This window comes from Nonomuraea sp. NPDC023979 (genome assembly GCF_040639085.1).
Lineage (GTDB): Bacteria > Actinomycetota > Actinomycetes > Streptosporangiales > Streptosporangiaceae > Nonomuraea > Nonomuraea ceibae.
Window position 1 is genome coordinate 69,458 of sequence record NZ_JBEZZG010000038.1, and the last position, 16,330, is coordinate 85,787.

Here is a 16,330-nt window from a genome sequence, read left to right on the forward strand (position 1 = left end):
ACCACACTTGTCAACCTGGAGAGATCCCCCATGGCTCCACCCGCACGACAGCGCATCCTCGACGCCGCCGCCCGGCTCCTGCGCGAACGCGGCCTGGCCAGGCTCACCACCCGCGAGATCGCCCACGCCGCGGACGCCGCCGAGGGCAGCATCACCAAGAACTTCGGCGGCAAGATCGGCCTGCTGATCGCGCTGCTGTCACAGGAACTGCCGGAACTGCGGGCCTGGCAGGCAGCCGCCACCCCGCCCGGGCAGCGGCCGATGCGCACCGTGCTCATCGATCTGCTGGAGCGCGGCATCGCCTTCTACGCGGCATCACTGCCGCTGGTGGCCGGGGCCGCCGCCGACCAGGAGCTGTTCGCCGCCTACCAGGCCACCAACCGCGAGAACGGCACCGGCCCCCACTTGGCGCTCGACCAGGTGGCCCACTACCTGGCCGAATGCCAGAAGGCCGGCGAGCTGCCGCATGGCGTCGAGCCGTACACGCTCGCCCTCACCCTGTGCGGAACCGCGCAGTTCGAGGCGTACACCGCATACGTCTCAGGGGCCGGCGCACTGCCGGGCGAACGCGCGGACCGGCTGGCCGCCACCGCCGACCTGATCCTCGGCCGGCCGGGAGCCTGACCAGGAGAGCCGCAGCCGTGACGCACCGGATGTCACACCGCCGCCCAAGGGACGGCAGGTCCGTCAGGTGAGGTCGAGCACCGCCTTGCCGTGCAGCCGGCGCCCCAGGAGAGCGCCCACCGCCTCGGACGCGTCGTCCCAGCCGCCGCGCCAGGTGATCTCGGGGCTCAGCACTCCGTCCGCGACCTGCCGGGCCAGCCAGGTCAGATCCCTGTCCAGCCCGTCGCAGAACAGCAGCATGAACGTGACGATCGAGCGATCGTCCCGGCCCGGCCCGCTGAACAGGGCGCCGAACGGGAAGTTCTCACCCTCACCCGCGGAGTGCCCGATCGCCACCAGCGTGCCCCCCTCACCCAGCTGATCGAACGCCTCCACGAGTTGCGCGCCGCCCACCATGTCGAGCACGCCGTCGAGCCCGCCGCCGGCCTGGGCGGGACCGGCCACCACCTCGTGCGCGCCCAGAGCGCGCAGCGCCTCGCCGTGCTTGGCGGGGTCGCCGGTGGAGGCGATCACGTGCGCGCCGCCGAGCCGGGCGAGCTGGACGGCGTAGCGGCCGACGCCTCCGGTGGCGCCGGTGACGAGGATCCTGCGTCCCAGGAGGGGCCCGGTCCGGTGGAGCGCGCGCAGCGCGGTGCCGGCCGCGACCGGGATGGTGCTGAGCGCGCCCGGCTCCGCGCGCTCGGGCGCCACGCCGATCCAGTCGGTACGCACGGCGCGGACCTCGGCCCAGCCGCCACCCTCGTCGAGGGTCACGACGGGGGTCCCCACGGCCGGGCCCGACCCGTCCGCCGCCGCCCGGACGACGACTCCGGCGGCGTCCCAGCCGAGCACCGTCCCCTCGGCGGCGGTCTCGATGCCGTGGCTGACCTCGCCGTAGTTGAACGAGGTGGCCGTGACCCGGACCAGCGCCTGGTTCGCGGCGGGCACAGGCTCGGGCACTTCCCCCACCCGCAGGCCACCGGGGGCGGAACGATCGACGATCAGAGCGCGCATGGCGATCCCTTCATGAGACATCAGCTCAAAGTGCTACTCAGGAGCATAAGCCTATCGAGGGCGTTCGCGCTCCCATTACACTTGAACGATGACCGCCGACACCGCCTCCCTCTCCGCGCCGGAAACGCTCTCCCTGCGGGAACGCAAGAAGCTCCGGACCAGGACCGCACTCGTCGACACGGCCCTCGCCCTCTTCACCGAGCGGGGCTTCGACGGCGTGACCCTCGACGAGCTGTGCGACGCCGTCGAGGTCTCCAAACGCACCTTCTTCCGGAACTTCGCCAGCAAGGAACAGGTCGCCTCCGCCCCGCTGGAGGCACTGTGGGACGGCCTGCGGGACGACGTCGGGCGCCTGTCCTTCGGTCACGCGCCCGTTCTGGAGATGCTGCAGGAGGCGTTGCTCGCGGCGCTCGAACGCCTCGACGACGGCGGCGCCTGGGTGACCCGCGTACGTCAGAGCCGGGAACTGGCCGAGCGCACGCCGTCGATCACCGCGTACGGGCTCCAGTACTGCGACCGCACCAGCGCCGCCGTCGAGGCGACCTTGCAGCGCAAACTGGGCCTGAACCCTGCCGACCCACGGCCGAGGCTGGCCCTGGACCTGGTGGTCGCGTCCTTCCACGCCGCCCTGCGGACCTGGACAGCCAAACCCGGCACCCCCACCCACGCGGCGCTCGCGACCGAACTGCGATCGGTCTTCGCGGTCCTCCCCGGCGCACTCACCTTCACCACGGCCTGAACGAGCTGCGCGCAGAAGGTCACGCGCGCGCCGACGGCCCGGCCCCTTTACATTGTAGATTCACACGGCCACCAGCCTCATACCCATGACCTTGGTCAGCCACTGGTGTCAGAACACCATCGTGAGCAGGTCGGCGAACAGCTCCTGTTCGTCGACCTCGAGCCCGCGTCCGGTGAACCAGGTGGCCATGTTGTGGCAGTCGCGCATCAGGAAGTCCATGCCCTTCGGGTTGCCGACGATGTCGACGACCTGGGGCAGGTCGATCAGCACGATCCGCTCGGCCTGCGCGAGGACGTTGTACGGCGAAAGGTCTCCGTGCGCGAGGCCCGCGCGGGCCAGTTCACGCATGCCGTTGCGGAGCTGCTCGAAATACACGCCGAGCAGGTCCTTCGACGGCCGGACATGGGCCAGCCGGGGCGCGGCGCCGCCCTCGCCGTCGTCGATGAACTCCATCAGCAGTTCGGTGCCGTCCACCTGCACGGGGTACGGCACCGGGACCCCGGCCTTCCACAAGCGGTTGAGGGCGTCCCATTCGGCGTACGCCCACTGGCCGGCCGCGACGCCGCGGCCGTGCGTGGTCTTCTTCGCCATCGCCCGGCCGTCGCGGCTGTTGCGGGTGCGGCGGCCTTCGACGTACGACGTACTGCGGTGGAAGGCCCGGTGTTCGTCGGTGCGGTACCTTTTCGCGGCCAGCAGCGAGGACTTCGCCGGGTTGCCGCCGATGGCTTCGACGGCCCGTTCGAGCAGGAAGACGTCGGCTTCCTTGCCGGTCTTGAGGATGCCGAGCTCGGTGTCGATCGCGGCCTGGTCCGTCACGACCCACGAGGGGCGTGGTTCGGGGCCGCGAGAGCCGCGCTCGACCTCCAGCCAGGTGGACCACCGCTGATCCGGCCCCAGTTCCTCGTCGACCGCATGGAAGGTGAAGACGAAGGCTGCGGCCGGATCCGGCTGGGACTCGTCGCGGGCGGACTCGGAGAAGTAGAGGTCAGCGGCCTCGTACTCGGAAGACAACGGGTGTGCTCCTGAACGAAGAGGTGGGACTGATGCGGACATGCCGCAGCGCAGTGATGGCCATCCGTCAGCCCTCCTTCGTCCAGGCAGCGCTCTCCGCCGCTCGATCGCCCCAGCATGCCCCGCCGCTTTCCGGCCCCGCAACGTATTTACCGGAGCTGGGATCTCACACCGGCAACGGGCCGGACCTCGTACGGCAGGCGACTATGTGAGGCTCGTCGCGGCGCGGGCCGCGTCGAGGGCGGCCACGGCGCGGTCGAGGTCCGACGCCGTGGTGCGGTAGCTGGTCACGCAGAGCCTGATCGCGCTGCGGCCGTCGAGCCGGACCGGGCTCACCCACGCCTGTCCGCCGCGCACCACGTGACCGGCCACCTCCGCGTGCCATCTGCCGCTCCGCTCCTCCCCCGCCGCGTCCGCCTCGGGGTCCACCACGCAGACCAGCGGGAGCGGGGTCTGGTTGATCCGCTGCCAGCCGCGCTCGGCCAGGCGCCGCGCGAGCAGGTCACCGAGCCGTACGTCTCGCTCCAGTTGCTCGGCGACGGCAGGCAGTCCGGCCACGGCCAGGTGCAGGAACACCTTCAGGCCGATGAACCGCCGCGACCACTGCACGCTGGTGGTGTACGGGTCGTGGGTGCCGCCGACCTCGGCCGGCATGTAGCCGGTGCTGCACTGGAAGCTCGCGGCCAGCGCCGCTGGATGGCGGGTGAGGAAGACCCCGGCGCCCATCGGGGCGGACAGCCATTTGTGCGCGTCGACCGTGACGCTGTCGGCCCGTTCGATGCCGGCCAGCAGGGGCCGCAGCCGGTCGGACAGCGCGGCGGCGCCGCCCCACGCCGCGTCCACGTGGAAGTGCAGGCCCCATTCCGTGGCCAGGTCGGCGAGCGGGCCCAACGGGTCCAGCACTCCCGCGCCGGTCGTGCCCGCCGTTCCGACGATCATGAAGGGGATCCTGCCGCCGGCCACGTCCGCCGCGTACGCCTCGCGCAGCCGGTCGAGGTCGATCCTGAGGGCGGCGTCCACCGGCACCAGGCGGACGGCGTCGCGGCCCAGCCCGGTCATGTGCGCGATCTTGAGCCAGGCCAGGTGGCTCTCCGCCGAGGCGTAGAACACCGGCCGGCCGGGCAGACCGAGCAGCCCGGCGCTGCCGTACTCGGGGAAACGGCGGGTGAGCGCGACGATGACGGCCGTGAGGTTCGCCTCGGCCCCGCCGACGGTGAAGCTCCCGTCGGTGTCCGAGGGCAGGCCCAGGCCGTTCGCCAGGAGGCGCAGCACGTGCCGCTCCATCTCGGTGGCGGCGGGCGCGTGGCTGTAGGCGGCGAGTTGCGGGTTCACCCCGGCGACGATCAGGTCCCCGGCCATGCCCCACCAGGTGGGCGACGGGTTGAACAGGCCGAAGTAGCGCGGGTGAGTGGTGTGCACGGTCCACTTCCGCAGCGCGGACATGACCGAGCCGAGCACCGCGTCGGCGGGCTTGGCCTCGGCGAAGTCGAAGCCGGCCAGCCAGTCACGGATGCGCTCGGTGTCGACGCTCGCCGGGGCCACCGGGCCGTGCACGACCTCCCCGGTGTGCCCCGCCACCAGGGCAGCGGTCTCCGCCAGCAGCCGGCCGCCCGCGTCGACGCCGAGATCGTACGGGCCGGCGCCGTCCAGGTCGGCCTCCACCGGGGTCAGCTCGTCCAAACCGGTCTCAACCAGCGGGTCGTTCGACATCCTGCTCCTCTTTCACATGGCCCTTCACCACGGCATCGTGGGTCCCACCAGGATCGGAGCCCCGTCGCGCCTCCGCCAGCGGTGAACGGGCCATAAACCGTGAACATCAAGCCACGCCAGGATTCGAACGTCTGGGAAGAAGAAGTCCTGGGCATGCTCGCTGGGATTGGAGGCGCAGCGTATAGAGGAACAAGGTGACCGTCCGGCCGGTGCGGGGCGGGCTCATCGTGATGAACGCCCCGGAGGGCAACCAGCTCTGCCTGGACGGACCGCGTTCAGGCAGGAAGCCACGGCGAGGGCGGCGCGGCGGGTCAGCGCCGGGTCACCCGCGGCCCGGACGTCCACCAGCGCTCGCCCGCCGGTGACCCACGCGAACGTACGCACATCGTCGTTGCCGGTGTCGGACCTCAGGTACGCCCCCTCCCCCAGCCGCTGGGCGTCCGGATCCGCGGCGAGGGTCGTACGGGCCAGCCGGGTCGCGTCCGCGTCCGTCGCGGCGACCCAGGAGACCGCCACCCGCACCACCGCCCCCGCGTCATCGGGCGGGAGGAACTCGCACACGTTCGGCTTGGGCCAGCGCGTCCCCAGGTGCTCCACGGTGCCCGGAACCGGCACGTACCCGGGCAGCACCGCAGGGTCGAGCAGCGCGCACGCGTCAGGCCAACGCTCCGGCGGCACCGCCAGCGGCGAGGAGGCGCCCGGCCCGTCGCGGAAGGTGTAGGCCGTGACCCGGTCGCCGCCGGGGTGCTTCTCGAACACCAGCAGGTCGCGCGAGGTGCTGCCGACGATCCTGCTCGCGCGCTCGCTCACGGGCAGGGGCAGCACGTCACGAGCGCCGTCCGCCCGCGAGACGACCTCGATCATGCGGGGGGTGAGCTCGGTGGTCGTGGCGCCCATCGCGTGAGTGGCCGTCAGGTGGTCGGCGTTCCCCAGGTATCCCTCGGCGGTGCCCGGCGACGTGCGCGGCCTGAGCGACCGGCGCCAGAGCACCCGCCCGTCGCGGGTGCGCGTCGCGGTCGTCTCCCGGCGGCCGTTCACGCTGCGGACCAGCAGCGTCAGCTCGGCGTCGTGGATCACGGTCGGCCCCCCGACCTCCGGGAACGTGATCGGCGACCGGGTCACCAGCCGGCCGTCCGCGTCCAGGACGGTGACGTGCCCGGGCTCCCGCGCGATGATCAGGCGGGTGGAGGAGACCTTGATCTGTACGAGCTCCTCACCCGAGTCCCGGAGGCGACGGGTCCAGGTGAGCCGTCCGGCACGCGGGTCGACACCGTGCAGGGCCGGCGACCGGCCTCGGCAGTCCTGGACGATGACGGCGACCTCGGATTCGAGCAGGCGAAAGTGGGGGCACCCGCCCGGCCACGGCACCGTCCACGTGTCGCGGCCGGAGGCCGGGTCGAGCCCGTGCAGGCCGCCGCCCGACGCCCACACGATGCCGGTGGGAGTGATGGCCGTCCTGGTCAGGTAGTCGAGGATCGGCGCGTCCGCGGACGGGAGCAGCCGCGTCCACCGCGTCCGGCCGGTGACCGGGTCGACGACCGTGACCCTCTCCGCGGCCCCCTCGGAGATGCTCACCGCGAGCAGCTCTCCGACGAAGCCCATGTGGTCGTCCAGCGGGTGGTACGGCCGGGCGAGCGGAAAGGTCCTCAGGATCGCGCCGGTCTCAGCGTCGTGGACCCGGATCGCGGCCGGCCTCGTCGACGGCAGCGCCACCAGGGGCCGGCCGCCGACCGTGGCCACAGGCACGTCGAGACTGATGCCGTGCACGCCGATCTCGCCCAGGTCGGCGCTCCAGGCGGCGGTGAACGCGGGACGCGCCTGCCGGGCGTTCCCGCTCCCGGCGGCGCAGGCGAGGACGAGCAGGGCGGCGATCAGCGCGCGGACGTGCATGCCCGCCCCGGCAGGAAGAGGCGGCAGGCCGCCCGCCCGGTGACGACCTTCAGCCCGGCGCCGGTGTTGCGGTAGACCGTCCCGTACGCGGTGTAGGCCGTGGGAGCGCCGGTGACCCGGAAAGGCCGGCCGGCGGGGTCCTTCACGGTGACCGTCTGCGCCTTCCCGGTCCCCGCCACGACGTACTCGACCTCCAGCACGAAGGTGTGGCTGTGTTTCCGCGCCCTGATCTCCAGGCCGAGCTCGGCCTGGTCACCTCGTTTCAGGGACAGGCTGTGGGGTCCGAAGTAGGGGCGGCCGGGTTTGCCCGCCTGGGTGAAGAACGCGTCCCGCGCGTCGAGGGAGACGGTGAGCTGCGGGTTCGCCGGTCCGCCCTGCCGTGGGTGCTCGACGAAGGCGCCGGTGACGATCGGCTGCCTGGGGGCGACCTCCTTGACCCGTACATCGGTGACGCGGACGAGGTCACGCTGGGACTCGAAGACCACCCGCATCTCCTTCTCCCCCACCCACGCGCCCTTCAGGGTGGCCACCACGTCGTCGAACGCCCGGTCGCCGAAGCGCCCGCTCAGGAAGACCGCGCGGTCACGGGGCGCGGTGGGCCGGGAGGCGACGGCCAGGTCCTGTTCGGCACCGGTGCCAGGCAGGACGGTGACCAGCAGCGGTGGTCTGGCCGCGCTCACCAGGTCGGCCGGCCGCAGGAAGAGGCTGAACGCGTCGGTCAGCCAGGCGGTGACGACCGCGGTGAGCAGCGCGCCGATCCACAGCATCACCTTGGCGAGTTTCCCCGGCCCCTTGTCGTCGTCGCTCTCCGGCACGAGAACGGCCTCCTCGCGGGTCGGCTGTCTGTGCGGACAAGGTAACGCGCCGGCAACGGTTCTGGCGGCCGATCCCGCACACCATTCGGCGTCGCGGGGCGTCGGAGCTGTCAATTCCGAGAGTCGTCCCCGTTCCGGGCGTCGTGGTCTTCGGCCTGCCGTGTTGTCTCATGCGTCGCCAATGTGTCGATCAGGCTCTGCATCTGCGCTTCTTGCATCATCAGATCCCATAAGCGGCTTTCTCCGTGATAAGTCACAGCTCTGGTTCGTACGTGCGGCTCGGCCGGATGACGGGACGTGTTCGGACAGGTAGGCGTCACCGCTCCGGCATATCAGTCCCCTCGCCCGCCTGCTGGCCACGTCCGCGGTCGCCACGGTGGCCCTGACCCTCACCGTCACCACCGCCCCGGCCGCCTCGGCCGCACCCCGCCAGGTGTGCCTGGACGCCACCAACAGCCGGGCCGACAACACCAACGTCCGCCTGTGGACCTGCCTCAACCACCCCAACCAGAAATGGGTCGTCCAGAACGGCCAGATCAAGGTCGAAGACACTCTGACCTGACCCGTAGCTCACCGGCCGTGACACGGACGCGAACCTCGTCGGCCGCTCAGAGGAATCGCGGGGCGCCGGTGGCGGCCAGGCTTCTCGCGACGGTGTCGGCGTAGGAGTCGGCCCGGCCGAGGCGCTGCAGGTGGGCGCCGAGTGCCGGGGACAGGCCGCCCAGGTGCGCCACCAGGCGGATCAGCAGGGGCGCCACGTCGGCCTCGGCGGCGTTGGTGCGGATGGCGCGGCAGACGGCCCGCGCCACCTGCTGCGGCGTCCGCGTGCCGATCGCGGCGATCCAGGAGGGCAGGGGCGCCGGTGCGCGGGTGAGCATGCCGGCGTTCCTGATCAGTCCGGGGCAGATGACCGAGACGCCGACGCCGTGCGGCGCCAGATCGGCCCGGGCCGCGTGCCCGAACCCGCGCAGCCCGTACTTGGTGGCGTTGTAGAGAGCACACCGGGCGTGTGAGATCTTGCCGCCGAGCGAGCTCATGAGGACGATGTGGCCGCGCCCGTTGGCGATCATGTGTTCGGCGGCCGTGCGCGCCATGACGATGGGGGCGCGCAGGTTGAGCGCCAGGTAGGTGTCGATGTCGCCGGTGGTGTGGTCGGTGATCGCGGCGGGGGCGATGACGCCGGCGTTGGCCACGAGAATGTCGACGGGACCGGCCTGCCGCATCAGGGCGGTGAGGCCGTCGTGGTCGGTGAGGTCGGCGGCGATGGCGCGCCCGCCCAGCCGGCCGGCCAGGGCTGTCAGGACGGCGGTGTCGCGGCCGGTGAGGATCACGCGGACGCCGTGGCGGGCCAGCGCGTGGGCGATGGCCTGGCCGAGGCCGCCGCTGGCTCCGGTGATCAGGGCGGTCGTCCCGGACAGCTCCATACGCGTTCTCCTTGGTCGGTGATCGGCGTGGTCGGTCGTGTCAGGGGCGGGAGGGGACGACGTCGGCGTGCAGGTCGGCCAGGGCCTGGCGCACCAGGGCGGGCAGGTGGCCGAGGCCGGGCAGGCGGGCGTCGAAGGCGTACGAGAACGAGACCGTCCGCCGGCCGGGCAGGACGGCGACCTGGCCTCCCGCGCCGGGCAGCAGCGAGGGCACGGCGAAGATCTCGTGGGCAGGCGGGAGCGCGGCGGCGCCGTGGAGGAGCGTCAGGCCGAGGCTGTCATGCAGCGGGCGGCGCGCGGCGGAAGCGGCCAGGCGGGCCAGGACGTGGCTGAAGGCGGCGGACATCGCGGGGGCGTGCGGGCCGCGCCGGTGGCGGGCCAGTTCCGCGAGACCGGTCTGCTCGGCGACGGCTCGCAGGCGGGTACGGGGGGTGGGTTCGGCGCTCGGCAGCCGGATGGGCATGAGGACGGCGTGGTTGCCCAGGCCGTCGTCACGGCGGCGATCGCGCCGCCCGACCGGGAAGGAGAGCACCGGCTGCCCGAGGGGGCGACGCGGCTCGGGCGGGAGCGGGCCGGCCGGGGCGGGGCCGGCCTCTGTCCACTCCTTGACGACGCCGGCCAGGACCGCCGCGGCGATCTGGGCGAAGCTGGTCCCTGTCGAGCGGGCGATGTCGCGGAACGCGCCGGCGTCGAGGCTGACGGAGCCGAGGTGCCGGGTGGCGGGGGCGTCCGTCGCCGGCGGGTGCCAGGGCTCGGTTGCGGAGGCGAAGCGGGCGATGTCGCCGATGGCCTGGCGGATGGCGGCGCCGCCGGGGCGCCCGCGTCCGCCGCCGGGCGCGGCGGCGGGCGGGGGCAGCGTGCGGCCCAGGGCGAGCGAGCTGATCGTGCGGGCGGCGGAGAGCCCGTCCTGGAAGACGTGGTGGGCGCGGTAGCACAGCAGGTGCTCGTCGGCGGCGTGACCCTCGACGACCACGAGGCTCCACAGCGGCCTGGACCGGGGCAGGGGGTGCTCGCGCAACGCCTGGCCGACCGCCTGGCACGGGTCCTGGCCGGGCGTGGCGTGATGGTGCTGTACGTGGTGGGCGGGGTCGAACGCGGGGTCGGGCTCCCAGCGCACCCGCCGGCCCGTTCCCGTCAGCCGGTAGGTCAGCGCGCGGGCCCGGACGGCGGCGTCGCCGATCAGGCGGTGCAAGCGGTGGCCGGAGGGCGGCGGTCCTGGGAGGCGCACGGCGACGCCCAGGTGCAGGTCGGCGTCCCTGTCCGGGTCCGCCTCGTCAGCCAGCCGCAGCAGGAAGCGGTCGTTGACCGTCAGCGGCACCGCCGTGGTCCGTGCGGCGGTCGTGAACTGATCTGCGGTCGTGGGCATGGTGGGCATGGCGCGGCGTCCTCAGGTCACGGGAGCGATGATCAAGGTGGCGTTGTGGCCGCCGAACCCGAACGAGTTCGACAGCACCGCTCCCGCCGGCAGCGGCCGGGCCTCGCGCACCACGTCGACCTCGCAGCGCGGGTCGGGCGTGCCGAGGTTGGCCGTCGGCGGGACGGTCCCGTGGGCGAGCGTCAGCACGGCGGCGACCGCTTCGATGGCGCCCGCCGCTCCGAGCGCGTGGCCGGTCACCGCCTTGACGGCGGTGACGGGCACCCCGTGCGGCCCGAACAGGCGGGTGATGGCCTGCGCCTCGGTCAGGTCGTTGAGCTGGGTGCCGGTCCCGTGCGCGTTGACGTGGGAGACCTGGGCGGGCGACAGCCCGGCGTCGCTGAGGGCCGCGCGCATGCACCGGTAGGCGCCCTCGCCCTCGGGGGCCGGGGCGAGCAGGTGGTGGGCGTCGTTGGTGCGCCCGTAGCCGGCGAGCTCGGCGTGCACGTGCGCGCCACGGGCGCGGGCGCCGTCGAGCGTCTCCAGGATCAGGAACGCGGCCCCTTCGGCCAGCACGAAGCCGTCGCGTCCGGCGTCGAACGGCCGGCAGGCGCGCTGGGGCTCGGCGGTGTGGCGCGACAGGGTCCGGCACTGGTCGAACGCCTGCAGGATGGTCGGGGTGACGCAGGCTTCCGCCCCGCCGGCGACGACGAGGTCGGCGGAGCCGTCGCGCAGCAGCCGCACGGCCTCCCCGATCGCGTGCGCGCCGGAGGCGCAGGCGGTGGTCACGGACATGCTGGGCCCGTGGATCCGGTGACGCAGGCCGATGGCCGAGGCGGGCGCGTTGCTCATGATCTTCAGGACGTGGAGAGGGCCTGGGTTCCCGCGCCCCGGGTGGCGGACGTCGAGCATGCCGTCCTCGTAGGTCTCGACCCCGCAGAACCCGATGCCGGTCACCACGGCCCGCCGCTCCGGTGGCGTCCGGATGGCGTCGCCGGCCCCGAAGGCGTCGTCGAACGCGTCGGCGGCCGCGCAGACGGCCAGCTTGCTCACCCGGTCGAGGTGGCGGGCCTGCCGGGGAGTCAGGTACGGCGCGGTGTCGAGGTCGCCGACCTGGCAGGCGACGTCGACGCCGAGGCCGGTGGTGTCGAAGGAGGTGATGCGCCGCGCTGTGGAGCGCCCGCTGATCAGCGCGTCCCACAGGTGCTTGGGGTGGGCTCCGGCGGCCGTGCGCACGCCCAGTCCCGTCACCGCTACCCGCGCCCGCGACGTCATCGAGCCTCCCCCTTGATCGGTGGTCCTGCCGATCAGCCTCGCTCATCGGAGGCCGGGAGATCGGCGCGCGACGCGCCACGTCCGGGCAAGAAGTGGATCAGAACAGGCAATGACTCCCCGGGCCGGTGTTGCGCCTTGAATGCCACCATCCCGTCACTCACAGTAGCCGCGTGCGAAGCCCATCGGATCATGACCAGGTGCCGATCCTGCGGCATCACACCCAGTTGCGTGCGGCTCCGGACCCGGCGGGCGGGGACGGGGCGTGCCCGCTGCCCTCCCCGCGGGTGATCCTGGAGGAGGCGGGCGACGACCTCGACCGGGCGCGCCGGTCGTGGCGGGACGCGCGTTATGACCGGTTCCGGCCGCGCGCCTTCCGCGCTGTCGCGGACCACCTCGCCGCCGCGCTCGCCGCGCTGGCCGGGCGGCAGGGCGAGCCGTTCACGGTGGACGACCTGGTCGCCGCCGGGATGCTGCCCCGGCACGTCCGGCTGGTCAACGCCGCGCTGGCCATGCTGGAGGCGGACGGCCTGGCGCGGGCGTGTCCCGGCGGGCGGTGGCGGCTCGGCGTCCCGGCCGGCCCCGGCGAGCTCGCCCGGGACCTGCTGCGCGACCATCCCGCCTTCTCCACCGAGGTGCTGCTGGTCAGCCGGATGTGCCGGGAGCTGCCTGACGTGCTGCGCGGCGAACGTGACCCGCGCGAGCTGCTGAGCCGCGACGGCGGCGGCGAACTGCTGCGGCAGCTCTACGACACCGCCCCGCTCAGCCGGTTCGCCAACCAGGTGGCGCGGGCGCTTCTCGGCCGCATCGTCGCGGCCCTGCCGGACGACCGGCCGTTGCGCGTGCTGGAGGTGGGCGCGGGCACCAGCGGCACCACCGCCGCGCTGCTGCCGCTGCTGCCGCCGCATCTGACCCGCTACACCTTCACCGACGTGTGGCCGCTGTTCCACGCCACCGCCCGCCGCCGGTTCGCCGGCTACGACTTCGTCGACTACCGGCGGCTCGACCTCGACGAGGACCCCGCCGCACAGGGCTTCCCCGAAGACGCGTACGACGTGGTGGTCGCCGCCAACGCCCTGCACACCGCCCGCGATGTGCGCGCGGCCCTGGAACGGGTGCGCCGCCTGCTCGCGCCCGGCGGGCACCTCCTGGCCGTCGAGACGCACGACCCGCGCCTGATGATCGGCATCTTCGGCGCGCTGGACAGCTTCTGGCCCATGGCGGATCACCGGCTGCGGCCCGACAGCCTGCTGCTCGCGCGCGAGCAGTGGCCGCCGCTGCTCGGCGCGTGCGGCTTCACCGGCGTCGTGCAGACCGGCGACGACAGCGGTCCCGCCCGCGACGATCTGTCGATCACGCTGGCCGCCCGCCCACTCCCCCGGAGCCGGTCACGCACCTGCGCGGCGCCGCCGCCGTCCGGGACGCGGTGGATCGTCGCCGCCGAGGACGCCGGTGAGCTGCCGTTCGCCCAGGCGGTGGCCCACCTGCTGGCCGCCGGTGGGCAGGCGGCGGGACAGGGCGGCGCCGTGGCCGTGCTGAGCACGCCCGATCCCGGCCGCTGGCGGACGCTGCTGGCCTCCGGGCCGTCCACCGGCGCGGTGGGCGTCGTCCTCGTCGCGGCCGAGCGCACCTGCGGCGCCGGGAGCGACGACGAGCCGCGCCTGCGGCTGGACGAGGCCGTCGAACGGATGCTGGTGCTCAAGGCGATCGCCCTCGCCTGCGACGACCTTCCCGCCGGACTGACCCGGTCGTTGTCCGTGGTGACCCGCCCGAGCGGCGCGCTGCCCGCGCCGGAGGAGCCGCTGGTCCCCGCCGACGCGGTGCTGTGGGGCGCCGCCCGCGCCCTGGCCGGCGAGGACGCCCGGCTACGGGTGCCGCGCATCAGCCTGCACCGCACCGCCGACCTCGCGGCCGACGCCCGGCGGCTGGCCCGCGAGCTGCTGTCCGCGCCGGGCGAGGGCGAGGTCGCGCTCACCCGCCGGGGCCGCTTCGTCGTGCGGGAGATGCCGTACGAGCCCCTCGACACGGGAACGGGCCCCTGCGTCCTGGGCTTCGACGACCTGGGCCGGGCGCCGTACTGGACACGGGCCGAACCGGCGCGTCCGCCCGGCCCCGGCGCGGTCGTCATCGAGGCTCGGGCCGTCTCGTGGAGCGGACCGGACACCTGGTGGACGTGCGCGGGCCGGATCACGGCGGTGGGACAGGGGGTGCGCGAGGTCGCCGTCGGCGACCGGGTCGTGGGGGTGGGCGGCGGCGCGCCCGGCTCCCACCTGAGCACCACCGCCCGGCTGGTGCGGGAGATTCCCGCCGGCATGGGCTTCGCCGAGGCCGCCGTCAGGCCGGGGCCGGCCATGCGGGCGCGCCGGGCGCTGGCGGCGGCGGGGCTGTCGGCAGGCAGCACGCTGGTGCTGCACGACGCCACCGCCACCGGCCTCGCGGCGTTGCACCTGGCTCTCCGGCAGGGCGCCCGAGTCGTCGCGCTCGCGCGGCATCCGGGGCAGCGGGACCTGCTGGACCGGCTCGGCTCCCATGAGGTCGTGGACGCCGCCGATCCGGACGTGGTCGCGCGGGTGCTGGCCCGCACCGGCGGGCGCGGAGCCGACGTGCTGGCCGGAGCCGTGCCGGAGAGCTGGCACGCGATGCTCGCCCCGGCCGGGCGGCACGCCTGCCTCGACGCCGCCGGCCCGCCCGATCCCCGGCTGTTCCACGAGGTCATGGACGCCGCACGGGACGGCCTGGACCCGGCGCCGCCGTACCACGTCCATCCCGCCGTCCGGGTGGGTGAGGTGTGGGCGGAGCGGTGCGCGGCGGCGGTGACACTGTCGTTCGACCCGCTGGACGGGCCCGTCCGGGCCCGGCCGCGGGCCGTGGAGCTGCGCCCGGACCCGCAGGGCGCCTATCTCGTGATCGGGGGCGTGGGCGGGTTCGGCGCCGCCGCCGCGCGCCGGTTGGCCGAGCGCGGCGCCCGCCGGCTCGCGCTGGTCTCCCGCAGGGGCGAGGCGGCGCCCGAGGCCGCCGCCGTCGCGGCCGGGCTGCGCGCCCTGGGGGCGCGGGTGAGCGTGCATGCCGCCGACGTCACCGACCTGGCCGCGATGGCGGCGGTGCTGAAGAGCGTCGACGCGGGCGAGCATCCGCTGCGCGGCGTCGTGCACGCCGCCATGGCGCCCACCCTGAGCGAGGTGCGGCAGCTGACCGCCCGGCACGTGGCCGACGTGCTGGGCTGCAAGATGGCCGGCGCGCTGGTGCTCCATCGGCTGCTGGAGGGCCGGGACCTGGACCTGGTCTGGCTGTTCTCCTCCATCAGCGGCACCTACGGCGGGGCGCGGCAGGCGGCGTACGCGGCGGGCAACGTGTTCGTGGAGGCACTGATCCGCCGGCGCCGCCACCTCGGGCTTCCCGGCCACGCCACCGCGTGGGGCACGATCGCGGACACCGGCTTCGTGGCCCGCCACGGCGCGGTGCCGCTGCTCAGCGCGTACGGCTTCGCGCCCATGCCGTCGGAGGCGGCGCTGACACTGGCCGAGCGGATGGTGGCGGCGGACGTGGCCGTCGCCGCCGTGTCCAGTCCCGACGCCCGGCGGCTGCGCGTCGGCGATGACGAGGCCGCCCGGTTGGGGCCGCTGCTGGCTTCCCAAGGCAACAACCGTTCTTGACCGGACACGCGGAGCCGGGACGGCACGGCCCGCGGGCGTCCACGAGATGCTGAAACCTGAAGATCAACGGAAAGGTGACGACCCGTGCCGAAAGAAGAGATCCTGCTCCTCATCCGCCGGTACTGCGCTGAGATCTTCGCGCTCGACCTCGCCGACGTGACCCCGGACACCGCCTTCGACGATCTCCAGGCCGACAGCATGGCCCTGATCGAGCTGCACACCGCGCTCGGCCGGCACGAGCTGCACGTCGACCTGTTCGACTTCCGGATGTCGATGACCCTCGCCGAGGCCGCGGAGCTGGCCCACCGTGCGCAGCCGGCCCCGGCTCCCTGACTCCCCGGTGGGGCGGCGGCCCGGCGCGCCGATCCCGCTGGACGGGGGTGACCTGGCGTTCCTGTCGTGGCTCGGCACGGACCGCGATCCGCTGCTGCACATCGCGCTGGCGGCGCGCCTGCCGGGTCCCGTTCCGTCCGCCCCGCAGCTGTGCCGGCTGGCCGCCGAGACGGCCGCCCGGGCCCCGGTGCTCACCTACCGGCTGACCGGCGCCGGGCGGCACGCCCGCTGGGAGCCCGACCCGGCCTTCGACCCGGCGCACCACGTGGCGCACCGCCGGGTGCCACCGGGCACGGACGTACGGCAGGCGGTGATCGACGCCGTCCGCGAGCTGCCCCTGCATCCTCGGCGGCCACTGTGGACGCTGATGGTGATCCACGGGCATCGCGACGACGAGCACGTGCTGTGTTACCGGGTGCATCACGGCTTCCAGGACGGGGTGGGCGCCGCGCGGACGGTCAACGCCGTTCTGCTGGGCAAGCCGTTGTCCACGCCGGTTTCGCGGGCGCCCG

At 74.0% G+C, this 16,330-nt stretch carries 14 protein-coding genes; 6 read left to right on the plus strand and 8 right to left on the minus strand.

What is annotated here, in order from left to right; all coding sequences use genetic code 11:
• Nucleotides 1-30: 30 nt before the first annotated feature.
• Complete coding sequence (locus AB0G11_RS41495; protein WP_219517083.1) at nucleotides 31-624, plus strand: helix-turn-helix domain-containing protein; 594 nt, start codon at nucleotides 31-33, stop codon at nucleotides 622-624.
• Between the two features lie 63 nt (nucleotides 625-687).
• On the opposite strand, the gene AB0G11_RS41500 is transcribed toward AB0G11_RS41495, so the two are convergent.
• The gene (locus AB0G11_RS41500; protein ID WP_357592310.1) at nucleotides 688-1,617 is read right to left on the minus strand and encodes a zinc-binding dehydrogenase; all 930 of its coding nucleotides are present in this window, start codon (nucleotides 1,615-1,617) and stop codon (nucleotides 688-690) included.
• An 88-nt stretch (nucleotides 1,618-1,705) separates the two neighbouring features.
• Between AB0G11_RS41500 and AB0G11_RS41505 the strand changes: the two genes are divergently transcribed.
• Nucleotides 1,706-2,356 (plus strand): TetR family transcriptional regulator, encoded by a 651-nt coding sequence (locus AB0G11_RS41505; RefSeq protein ID WP_357592312.1) that lies wholly within the window; start codon nucleotides 1,706-1,708, stop codon nucleotides 2,354-2,356.
• A 108-nt stretch (nucleotides 2,357-2,464) separates the two neighbouring features.
• Here the strand turns inward: AB0G11_RS41505 and AB0G11_RS41510 are convergent, their stop codons facing one another.
• From AB0G11_RS41510 to AB0G11_RS41525, 4 genes are all read right to left on the minus strand, one after another.
• Nucleotides 2,465-3,367, minus strand: a complete 903-nt coding sequence (locus AB0G11_RS41510; RefSeq protein ID WP_357592314.1) for an RIO1 family regulatory kinase/ATPase — start codon at nucleotides 3,365-3,367, stop codon at nucleotides 2,465-2,467.
• A 204-nt stretch (nucleotides 3,368-3,571) separates the two neighbouring features.
• On the minus strand, nucleotides 3,572-5,077 hold the full coding sequence (locus AB0G11_RS41515; RefSeq protein ID WP_357592316.1) for a pyridoxal-dependent decarboxylase: 1,506 nt from the start codon (nucleotides 5,075-5,077) through the stop codon (nucleotides 3,572-3,574).
• A gap of 222 nt (nucleotides 5,078-5,299) precedes the next feature.
• The gene (locus AB0G11_RS41520; protein ID WP_357592318.1) at nucleotides 5,300-6,967 is read right to left on the minus strand and encodes a PQQ-binding-like beta-propeller repeat protein; all 1,668 of its coding nucleotides are present in this window, start codon (nucleotides 6,965-6,967) and stop codon (nucleotides 5,300-5,302) included.
• Nucleotides 6,949-7,782 (minus strand): hypothetical protein, encoded by an 834-nt coding sequence (locus tag AB0G11_RS41525; RefSeq protein WP_357592319.1) that lies wholly within the window; start codon nucleotides 7,780-7,782, stop codon nucleotides 6,949-6,951. The genes AB0G11_RS41520 and AB0G11_RS41525 overlap by 19 nt, the downstream gene beginning before the upstream one ends.
• A 376-nt stretch (nucleotides 7,783-8,158) precedes the next feature.
• Here AB0G11_RS41525 and AB0G11_RS41530 point away from each other — a divergent pair, with 376 nt between their 5' ends.
• Nucleotides 8,159-8,344: a ricin-type beta-trefoil lectin domain protein gene (locus tag AB0G11_RS41530; RefSeq protein WP_219517049.1), complete on the plus strand. Its 186-nt coding sequence runs from the start codon at nucleotides 8,159-8,161 to the stop codon at nucleotides 8,342-8,344.
• A 46-nt stretch (nucleotides 8,345-8,390) separates the two neighbouring features.
• Here AB0G11_RS41530 and AB0G11_RS41535 read toward each other — a convergent pair whose 3' ends face one another.
• From AB0G11_RS41535 to AB0G11_RS41545, 3 genes are read right to left on the minus strand one after another with little or no spacing between them, the layout of a single operon-like run.
• On the minus strand, nucleotides 8,391-9,206 hold the full coding sequence (locus AB0G11_RS41535) for an SDR family oxidoreductase (RefSeq protein WP_219517047.1): 816 nt from the start codon (nucleotides 9,204-9,206) through the stop codon (nucleotides 8,391-8,393).
• Between the two features lie 40 nt (nucleotides 9,207-9,246).
• Nucleotides 9,247-10,572 carry a wax ester/triacylglycerol synthase domain-containing protein gene (locus AB0G11_RS41540; RefSeq protein ID WP_357592321.1) on the minus strand — a complete coding sequence of 442 codons (1,326 nt, stop codon included), beginning with the start codon at nucleotides 10,570-10,572 and terminating at the stop codon, nucleotides 9,247-9,249.
• A gap of 21 nt (nucleotides 10,573-10,593) precedes the next feature.
• Nucleotides 10,594-11,835 carry a beta-ketoacyl-[acyl-carrier-protein] synthase family protein gene (locus AB0G11_RS41545; protein ID WP_219517043.1) on the minus strand — a complete coding sequence of 414 codons (1,242 nt, stop codon included), beginning with the start codon at nucleotides 11,833-11,835 and terminating at the stop codon, nucleotides 10,594-10,596.
• A gap of 170 nt (nucleotides 11,836-12,005) precedes the next feature.
• Between AB0G11_RS41545 and AB0G11_RS41550 the strand changes: the two genes are divergently transcribed.
• The 3 genes from AB0G11_RS41550 to AB0G11_RS41560 all read left to right on the plus strand — a co-directional run.
• On the plus strand, nucleotides 12,006-15,485 hold the full coding sequence (locus AB0G11_RS41550; protein ID WP_357592323.1) for an SDR family NAD(P)-dependent oxidoreductase: 3,480 nt from the start codon (nucleotides 12,006-12,008) through the stop codon (nucleotides 15,483-15,485).
• 84 nt (nucleotides 15,486-15,569) lie between these two features.
• On the plus strand, nucleotides 15,570-15,818 hold the full coding sequence (locus AB0G11_RS41555) for an acyl carrier protein (RefSeq protein ID WP_219517033.1): 249 nt from the start codon (nucleotides 15,570-15,572) through the stop codon (nucleotides 15,816-15,818).
• Nucleotides 15,793-16,330, plus strand: a 538-nt coding sequence (locus AB0G11_RS41560; RefSeq protein WP_357592325.1) for a wax ester/triacylglycerol synthase domain-containing protein, incomplete at its 3' end; no start/stop codon positions are given. The genes AB0G11_RS41555 and AB0G11_RS41560, both read left to right, overlap by 26 nt.